Genomic DNA, 8781 nt, shown 5'->3' with positions numbered 1-8781 from the left:
GTTCGGTATCTACCAGATTTGACGGCAGACAACGGGAGCTTTTGTGCACAGAAGTTACCATCACGAGATCCACGAACAACATTTTCTGTTTGAGGTTCCTGAACCCAAATCATCAATATAGATTAGAGCAGCATGCATCTGTTTTTTCTGGCCAAAGGAAAATCCGCGCATAACTTTTTTTATATATCCAAACATTTTATACCGCCTCCTGTTACCGGGGAATATTTCATAATTCATGACCCTAATAAACTTCTAAGACTATTATTCCAAATTATGTAGATAGCAGTCATAATCTATTCTCTGCTATGTTGAATAGTGTTTACCACCAGCGCTGTTTTTATACTGTAGAATACTTATTTGTAAACAGTATTCAACAGAAACGGTGGTTTTTGGAGTGTTCAAACTAAAATCTTCAGACGGCCGTAACAACTTATGCGGCAAGAACATTAAGAAAATACGGCTAAATATAGATCCTCCATTATCCCAAAGAAAACTGGCACATAAGATGCAGGTGATGGGATATGATTTGGATAATCATGTGATAAGAAGGATTGAGACAGGGGAACGCTTTGTGACCGATATTGAGATTAAGGCATTTGCCGAAGCCTTAGGGGTTTCATACAGGGCTATAATCGATGGAATAGACAAACAAAACTAAAGCCGGTCAATAAGACGAAAAGTCAATGTTGACCGGCTTATTTTATTGCTATAACTATGTAAGAAGTCGAAAAGCCGTGCTATAATTCCCTATATTACGACATATCAAATATGGGGGTATAGCATTATGCATTGTAGCGCGTCAGAGATTAAAGAGGCAATAAAGAGATGGGTTAACTATGGCTGGGAATGCAGAATAATTCGTAATAATCTTCGTAGATTTTATGGGATTGATGCTCCAAAAGAAAGAATCCAGATTATTATGGAAAAAGTTCAGCAAGAAATAAATAAGAGTGAAAAATGCTTCCCTGAATCGAAAAATGCAACACTCTGAATAAACGTATCGTTATACCATTTTTAGGTACATCAAAGATGTTTCCTTGGTAACACCCTTTTCCGATTATATAGTGTATAATAAAACTGTATTAAAGATAGTTTTTGCTGCCCTGCGGCAAAAGGGATACTTTTCAACAAGAGCGGTCTGCAAAAGTCCATGAATGACGGCAGCTTTCTTAAGGTAAGCTGCCGTTATTTTATTTTACCGTAGACAGATATAAAAAAGTTTTCAAAGTGTATCAAAAAATCTTTCCGGTTTGGGGTATCGAAATGTGTTCTAGTATAGTAAGGAGGCAAAACAGGGCATGAGATAATGAAAACCGCATATGAAAGGGGGGTGCCTAATGCCCATTCCCCCGAGTAGAGCGGAAAGGCTGGTTGCGATGTTCGATAGTTACTGCAAGACCGTTTTGCGCAACGCCAGCCGAAATATTAAACGGACACAAATAAACCGGAAAAAACACGAGGCTGTCGAAAACGAGCAAATCCAATACTTATTTGACCAGCAGGGCAGCGAGGATACATATCCTTTTTTTGACCTTACGATTCATGCGGACAAGTTCTCCTGTGTGGTATTTAACGAAACGCTGCACAAGGCTCTGCTTTCCCTGCCGGATCAGCAGCGAACGGTTCTTATGCTTGATTTCTGGTATGGCTGGTCGGATGAAAAAATTGCTAAACACATGAAGGTGACCAGTCGGACAGTGTACAACTTGCGACAACGTGCATTCAAAGCAATAAGGAGTTTTTTTTGATAAGGAAGGAAGATCATGAAATTAGACCTCAGTACAATCAGCCGCGCGACAGACGGCGATTCCCAAGCGATCCAAGCAATTTTACAATATTACGATGACTACATTGATGCCCTGTCGGCCTATGAATATGAAGATAAGGACGGCGTCATCCACAGAAAGGTCGACCCGGATATGAAAGCGGAGCTGCAATGTAAGCTCATTGAAGCGATCAAAAAATGGCAGGAGCTTATATGATCATTAATGGCTGTTGACAAATTAAAAAGTACATGCGCTTACTAGTGACTCCTATGTAAGGCAGGCAACCCAGACAAGGCCTCGCCCTTGCTATGGCAACAAGTTAAAGGAGTTAAAATACGATGATGCTGATGCCTGACCTGTTCTCATTTGCCTATGTGCCCAGCTGGTACTTGCAACTCGACGCACTGGCAGAATTAGCCCTACCGGAGCCATGGAGCTTTCGTAATCCGCTCTACCTAGCAAAAAACCCGGACACGCCTATCTTAGAACGCTACATTCACACAGTTTTCCGAAAACAAGCCATCGAATTCAACAACGAGCCGGATTCATGCCGACGAGATCAATTCTTTTATGTACGCAACGAGTATTCCTGTTTTCACACCGGCCTATATACGCCAAGATACAAAGCCATTTATGCCTGTTTTGATAGGAACAAAAAAAGAGATTCATTACTTGACTGGTATTTTCGGGGGTTTTTTGACGATGTCGCTCCTTGGATGAAGTACATCGAACCGCTCCCTCAAAAGCCTACATATTTTATGGCGCAGTATGGCGTCAACTACAATCCCGAATGGTCTATCAGGGTTAATGTAGACCACATTCTGGGCGACCCGGAAAATTTGGAACGCATACCCGCCGAGATCCGCGCGGCCAAGAACCTGCCGTTGCTGCTGGAAACGGCGGTGGAGCTTGCACGAAGAAAGGCGGTTGTCGAGCCGAGCATCGTTGCCCCGCAGGGGTACCAAGGCAAGGTGCAATATTTACTCCCCATCTGCCTGACCGATATGGATCAGCCCGACCTTGCCATGACACTGACAATCATGGATGGATACTACTTGGGCAATACATGCCTTACGCTTGAAATGGCCTATCTTAACGCGCGGTTGCTGGCCAAGCCTGTCGCGCCATGGCTGACGGCGTTGACAAAATAAAATCGTACAGGAGGCGGCAAAACTGCGCAGCATGGTTTGTTGCAGAGCTTTTGACGAGCGCCGCCGCGCCTATTGTACATAGATTCAAAAAACATAATACGGCGATAACGGCGGCTTTGATTTATTGAATTAAATAAAGCCGCCGTTTTTCTTTTTCAAAAATAGGCAAACGGTGGGTGTATTAAGTGCGCCCTTTTTGACGGCGGTACCAAGGAGGTAGCGCCGTGTATTGCCTATACACCCGACAAAAACCGAGCCGATGTAAAAAAATAACCCACAAAGCGCGGGATATGACTGTAAAGCCATGTCCCGCGCTTTTTTTGTTGCGAAAAAGGTCATTCGTTGCCGGATTTAAGCGACCACGTCCCCGCGCTCCTCCTCCCCTTCCTTCCCCCGAGATTTCGCGGAAGGAGGTGAAAATAGATGAGCAAGGAATATTACATCGAACTGAACGGAGAACGAATCCCTGTCACCGAAGAAGTGTATTACGCTTTCAAGCGCCCGGCTTGGCGAGAGCGCAAACGCAGACAGGTGCGTTCCGACAACGAGCTGTCGCTGGAGGCGCTCGCGGACAACGGCTTCGAGGTGCCCGACGAAACGTCGCTGGTAGACGAAATCGTCGAGGACAAGCTATTGCTGGACATGCTGTTCGAGGCGCTTTCGGAGCTGACCGACGATGAACGCTTCCTGATTGACGCGCTTTTCTATCAGGAAAAGTCCGAACGTATGGTTGCCAAAGAGATCGATGTTTCTCAAAATACGGTAAATTACCACAAAAACAGGCTTCTGGATAAACTCCGGAAACTGATAGAAAAAAATTTTTAGTTTATTCTCTATCAACTGCCCTCTCACTTTCCTTTGGATTGTGAGGGGGTTTTTTTGTTCCCCCCGGATCGGAGGTGAAATCCATGAGGAAAAACGCGCATGCCGCCTTGACGCAGAGCGAGGAAACGAAGGAAGAGATCATCGGCGTCCTGACCGCCATCAGCGTGGTGTCAAGGCGGCTGGCGAGAAAGCTGGCGTTGCTTGACAAATCGATGTCAGCGGAAAGGAGGAATAGTCAGGATGGAGCAGCCAGTGCCGAAGCTACCCATGCCGATCAGAGCCACGCCATATAAGCATCAGGTCGACGCATTCAATTTCGTGTGCGGAAAGTTCGGCCTGATTCCGGCAGGTGGTATGGCCTCTCCCGGCGCGGCGCTGCTCATGGAAATGGGCACGGGCAAAACGATTACCAGTATCGCGGTTACCGGCACCCTTTATCAGACAGGCAAGATCCGCAGGGTCTTGGTGGTCGCACCGCTTTCTATCCTCGGCGTCTGGGACGAGGAGTTCGACAAGTTCGCAGCCTTCGATTACACGCTGGCGGTGCTCACCGGCACGGGTGCAAAAAAGGCCGATACCCTGCGGCATATGCGGGGCACGCCCCTGCAGGTGGCGGTGATGAATTACGAATCGGCGTGGCGGCTGGAAAAGGAGCTGCAGGCTTGGAATCCCGACCTTATCATCGCGGACGAGGGACACAAAATCAAGACGCACAATATCGCGGCAAGCAAGGCTATGCACCGGCTGGGCACGAAGGCGCGGTATAAGTTGCTGCTTACCGGCACGGTTATCACGAACAAAGCCATCGACGTTTTCAGTCAGTACAAATTCCTCAACCCGGGCATCTTCGGCCAGAGTTTCTATGTTTTTAGGAACCGGTACTTTGATATGACGGGCTACGGCCAGCACACGCCGGTGCTCAAGCGGTCGATGGAGCAGGATTTGATGCGCCGCTTGCACTGCATCGCCTTTCGGGCGACAAAAGCCGAATGCCTTGATTTGCCTGAAACCACGGATATTGTGCGCAATGTCGAACTGGAACCCACCGCCATGAAAATTTACAAGGATTTGGTCAAGGACAGCTACGCAGAACTCGGTCAGAGCGAAGTCACCGTCACCAACATTCTTACCCGCCTGCTCCGATTGTCACAGCTCACGGGCGGTTTTCTCGGAGACGATGCGGGAAACGCACCCCAGAGGATCAGCACGGCCAAGCAGGCGGCACTTGAGGATATCGTCGAGGACGTGCTGCAGGAAGGCAAAAAGCTGGTGATCATGGCGCGGTTCATACCGGAGATTAAAGCCATTTGCAGTCTGCTTGAAAAAAAGGAAATCCAGTATTCGCTGATTATGGGTGGCGTGAAAGACCGAGATGTGCAGGTGTCGGCGTTTCAAACCGACCCACAGGTGCAGGTCTTTGTCGGACAGATCGCTACGGCGGGGCTGGGCGTGACCCTCACCGCCGCCAGCACGATGGTTTTTTACAGTCTGGACTATTCCATGTCCAATTTTGAACAGGCAAAAGCCCGCATTCACCGCGTCGGCCAGAAAGAGAACTGCACCTACATATACCTCATCGCCCAAGGGACGGTGGATGTGCGGGTTATCAAGGCGCTGCGGGACAAAGCGGATTTGGCTCGGATGCTGGTGGACGATTACCGAAACGGGTTTAACCCCTTTTCTTCCGGGAGGTGAAAGTAGCGAATGGAAACAGAGAATCTCAGCCTTATGTCGGACAGCGAGAAAATGTTTGAGCTGGCCGAGCAGCTCAGGGTGCTTCGAGAGCAGAAGGAAGCCGCCGAACAGCAGCTGCGAGAATTGAGCGCCAAAATCGACGAGACGGATTACCGGCTCTCGGAGCTGATGGCCGAGTCCGAGACGCAGAATTTCACGCGAGGCGGCGTGATGTTCTATCTGGTCACGAAAACGCGGGCGTCCGCAGTGGCGGGCTGCAAGGAGGACTTGTTCGCGACGCTTCGCCGCGAGGGCTACGGCGAGCTGGTCACGGAAACCGTCAACGCCAACTCCCTATCCTCCTTCGTCAAGGAACAGATCGAAGAGAACGAGGATACTTTGCCCGGCTGGCTTTCAGGGCTTGTGAATGTCTTTGAGAAAACGTCGGTCGGGGTACGCAAGGCTTCAAAATAACAAATCTAAGGAGGATTTCAAAATGGCAAACAAAAAAGAAACGGCGCTCACAGCGCAGCAAAGAGGCGGATTTCTTCAGCTCGCAGATGTAAACATGGCGGCAATGATGGCCGAGGAGCTGGATGGCCTGGACACCAGCTTTGAACGGATCAAGATTCCCTCCGCTGGCAGCACGGTGTTCGAGGTGCCCGGCGAAAACCCGGGTGAGCCGGACACGGTCAAGGAATTTTCCGGCGTCATCTTGTACCATCACACGCTGCACGCCTATTACAAAACGAAATACAGCGGCGGCAACAACCCGCCCGACTGCGGCAGTTTTGACGGGATCACCGGCGAGGGCGACCCGGGCGGCAACTGCAAAACCTGCCCGTACAACAAATTTGGCTCTGGGGAGAACAACTCCAAGGCGTGTAAAAACCGCCGCCGCATCTTTGTTCTGCGGGAAGGTGAGATTTTTCCTCTGCTGCTTTCTCTCCCCACCGGCAGCCTGAAGGAGTTTACGAAATACATCAAGCGTCTGCTGGGCAAAGGCCGAAAATCCAACAGCGTGGTCACGCGGTTTTCGCTGCGCAAGGCCACCAACAGCGGCGGTATCGCCTACTCGCAGGCACAGTTCGCGGTTGACCGCGTTCTTACACCGCAGGAACACGCGCTGCTGGAGAAGTTGTCCGAGCAGGTCAAAGCCTACAGCAGACAGCTGGCGTTTGACTTCGACAACACACTGGATTCGGAGGACGGATCGGATTTCACTGAAGTCGATCCGGAAACCGGCGAGGTCATCGAACCGCTAAGATAATGACCGGCCTGTGCGGGGGGCGCGGCGCAGGCCGCCTCCCTGTCATAGGCGGCAAGGAGGAAACCATGGATTATTTATGCGTAAAAACGCTTACTGAAATCAAGGACTATCTCGGCGGCGCAGCCCTTGTGGCTTTCGACTTTGAAACGAGTCCGTTGGATGTGTATCGCAATGAGGAGCGCGCCGCGTTAGACGCGCACAAGGCGCATATCGTCGGCGTTAGCTTCTCAGTGGCCGAGGGGTCGGCGGTCTATGTGCCGCTTAAGCACCGCACCGGGGAAAATGCCGCCGATCAGGAAGCTATATGGCGCTGGCTAACCGAGGCGTTCTTCCAAAATACCGGAATCATCAAGGTTGCGCACAACCTGAGCTTTGAGGCGATGTTTCTCTATGCCATCGGGATCGTTATGCAGGCCCCCGTATATGACACCATCGGCGCAGCGCAAATGACGCTTAAAAACCACACGCAGTTTCGGTCGCTTTCAGACAGCGGTTTGAAAACGCTGGTACCGGAGCTGCTCGGCACCGAGCTACCCAGTTTCGAGGATGTCACGGCAGGCCGATATTTCGACGAGCTGGATCCGCAGAACCCGGAAACTATCCGCTACGCTTGTGCGGACTCGGATTATACGTTGCGGCTGTACCATCTGTTCAATGGCTGGTTTGACCGATATCTGCCGAAGCACCGTTTCATCGTGGAGCAGGTGGAATCCCCTACTGCGGTTTATTGCGGGTTGATGAAATACAACGGCCTGCCGGTGGATCGGGAGCTGATGGCCGAAAAGCAGGCGGAGGCCGAGGCGAAGCTCCAGCGGCTGCGTGAAGAAATCGCCTTCATGACAGGTGATGTGAATATCGGCGCGAACGCCGCCACCTCGGCTTTCAAAAAGTATCTGTACGACGATCTGAAGCTGCCGGTATTCAAAACGACGGCCAAATTTAAGGAGGCCATGGACGACGAGGCGCTGGTGCTGCTGTCCGAGTGGTGCGAGAAAAATCGCCCGGATTTAGTACCGCTGTTCAAGCTGGTGCAGGAGTACCGGCGCTGGGGAAAGATCAAGTCCACCTACATTGACGGTTATATGGAACATATCAACGAGGCCACCGGCAGGATTCACGCTGACCTACTGCCGCTGGCCACCGAGACAGGGCGCTTCGCGGCGCGAAAACCCAACCTTCAAAACATGCCCAGAGCGGACAGCGATGGGATTGGAGTGCGCAACTTCATCATCGCCACCGAGGGAAAGGCGTTGCTTTCGCTGGACTTTTCCCAGATCGAGCTTCGGATCGGCGCGTTCTACTGCCGCGACGAGCGGATGCTGGAAACTTACCGTACGGGCGGCGATATCCATGCCCAGACCACATCTGTCATTTACCATATTCCCTTTGAGGAAGCTGCGGATAAAAACACCGAGCATTACAAAGAACGCCGCACCATCGCCAAGAATTGCAACTTCGGCGTATTCTTCGGGCTATTTCCCAAAGGTCTGTACCGCAATCTGAAATTCAAAGCTGGGCTGCGCACACCGCTATTGGACTGTGAGCGGATCATCGACAACCTGAAGGCCGGTTATCCCCGCCTCGCACGGTGGCAGGAGGAGGTCAAGAAGCGGGCTGCGTTTCGCAAATATACGGAGACATGGCTGGGTAGACGGCGTTACCTGCCGGGCATCACCTCGCAGGATTGGGGTAAGAAGTCCTTTGCCGAGCGGTGCGCGCTCAACACGCCCATTCAGGGTACGGCGGCGGACATTCTCAAGCTGGCGCTTGGCCGCATCGTCGCTGGATTGCCTGATCGCATGTGGCTACGGCCACTGCTGCAGATTCACGACGAGCTGGTTTTCGAGCTGCCCCACGACAAGGCGCTGGAAGCAGCGGTCTTTATTAAGAATTGCATGGAGGCGCTGCCCTTTAAAGGGCTTGACGTGCCTATTGTGGCCGAGGCGGCAGTGGGTGTGCGTTTCGGCGAACTAAAAGAATTGGAGGTAAGAACATGAAAACAGGCAGAACATTGCAGGATTTAGCGCGGGAGCTTGACCGGCAGGCAGTGGCCAAGCGCGATTTCATCGTAACTTCTGACGCAATGACATTGGAA

The 8781-nt window shown here is 51.0% G+C and carries 11 protein-coding genes; 10 read left to right on the top strand and 1 reads right to left on the bottom strand.

Going from position 1 to position 8781, the window contains the following annotated elements; translation table 11 throughout:
* The first annotated feature begins 394 nt into the window (after window positions 1-394).
* From ACOYIE_RS06905 to ACOYIE_RS06890, 4 genes are all read left to right on the top strand, one after another.
* Entirely contained in the window at window positions 395-658 is a 264-nt protein-coding gene (locus ACOYIE_RS06905) for a helix-turn-helix domain-containing protein (RefSeq protein ID WP_433411718.1), read from the top strand.
* 679 nt (window positions 659-1337) lie between these two features.
* Window positions 1338-1748, top strand: coding sequence for an RNA polymerase sigma factor (locus tag ACOYIE_RS06900; RefSeq protein ID WP_433411716.1), 411 nt, complete (start codon window positions 1338-1340; stop codon window positions 1746-1748).
* Between the two features lie 15 nt (window positions 1749-1763).
* Window positions 1764-1982: a helix-turn-helix domain-containing protein gene (locus tag ACOYIE_RS06895; protein ID WP_433411714.1), complete on the top strand. Its 219-nt coding sequence runs from the start codon at window positions 1764-1766 to the stop codon at window positions 1980-1982.
* Window positions 1983-2104: 122 nt separating this feature from the next.
* Entirely contained in the window at window positions 2105-2917 is an 813-nt protein-coding gene (locus tag ACOYIE_RS06890) for a DUF3825 domain-containing protein (protein ID WP_433411712.1), read from the top strand.
* A 129-nt stretch (window positions 2918-3046) separates the two neighbouring features.
* On the opposite strand, the gene ACOYIE_RS06885 is transcribed toward ACOYIE_RS06890, so the two are convergent.
* Window positions 3047-3256, bottom strand: coding sequence for a hypothetical protein (locus ACOYIE_RS06885; RefSeq protein ID WP_433411710.1), 210 nt, complete (start codon window positions 3254-3256; stop codon window positions 3047-3049).
* A gap of 84 nt (window positions 3257-3340) precedes the next feature.
* On the opposite strand from ACOYIE_RS06885, the gene ACOYIE_RS06880 reads away from it, so the two are divergent.
* The 6 genes from ACOYIE_RS06880 (at window position 3341) to ACOYIE_RS06855 (ending at window position 8683) form a co-directional block, all read left to right on the top strand.
* Complete coding sequence (locus ACOYIE_RS06880; protein ID WP_433411708.1) at window positions 3341-3742, top strand: RNA polymerase sigma factor; 402 nt, start codon at window positions 3341-3343, stop codon at window positions 3740-3742.
* Window positions 3743-3825: 83 nt separating this feature from the next.
* Window positions 3826-4035, top strand: a complete 210-nt coding sequence (locus ACOYIE_RS06875) for a hypothetical protein (protein WP_433411706.1) — start codon at window positions 3826-3828, stop codon at window positions 4033-4035.
* Window positions 3983-5437, top strand: a complete 1455-nt coding sequence (locus tag ACOYIE_RS06870; RefSeq protein WP_433411705.1) for a DEAD/DEAH box helicase — start codon at window positions 3983-3985, stop codon at window positions 5435-5437. The genes ACOYIE_RS06875 and ACOYIE_RS06870 overlap by 53 nt, the downstream gene beginning before the upstream one ends.
* Before the next feature lie 9 nt (window positions 5438-5446).
* The gene (locus ACOYIE_RS06865) at window positions 5447-5890 is read left to right on the top strand and encodes a hypothetical protein (protein WP_433411703.1); all 444 of its coding nucleotides are present in this window, start codon (window positions 5447-5449) and stop codon (window positions 5888-5890) included.
* 22 nt (window positions 5891-5912) lie between these two features.
* Complete coding sequence (locus ACOYIE_RS06860) at window positions 5913-6686, top strand: hypothetical protein (protein ID WP_433411701.1); 774 nt, start codon at window positions 5913-5915, stop codon at window positions 6684-6686.
* A gap of 65 nt (window positions 6687-6751) precedes the next feature.
* Entirely contained in the window at window positions 6752-8683 is a 1932-nt protein-coding gene (locus tag ACOYIE_RS06855) for a bifunctional 3'-5' exonuclease/DNA polymerase (protein WP_433411720.1), read from the top strand.
* Window positions 8684-8781 lie beyond the last annotated feature (98 nt).

Source organism: Agathobaculum sp. (assembly GCF_050946325.1).
Classification (GTDB): Bacteria; Bacillota; Clostridia; order Oscillospirales; family Butyricicoccaceae; genus Agathobaculum.
This window is presented reverse-complemented; position numbering and strand designations above follow the sequence as displayed.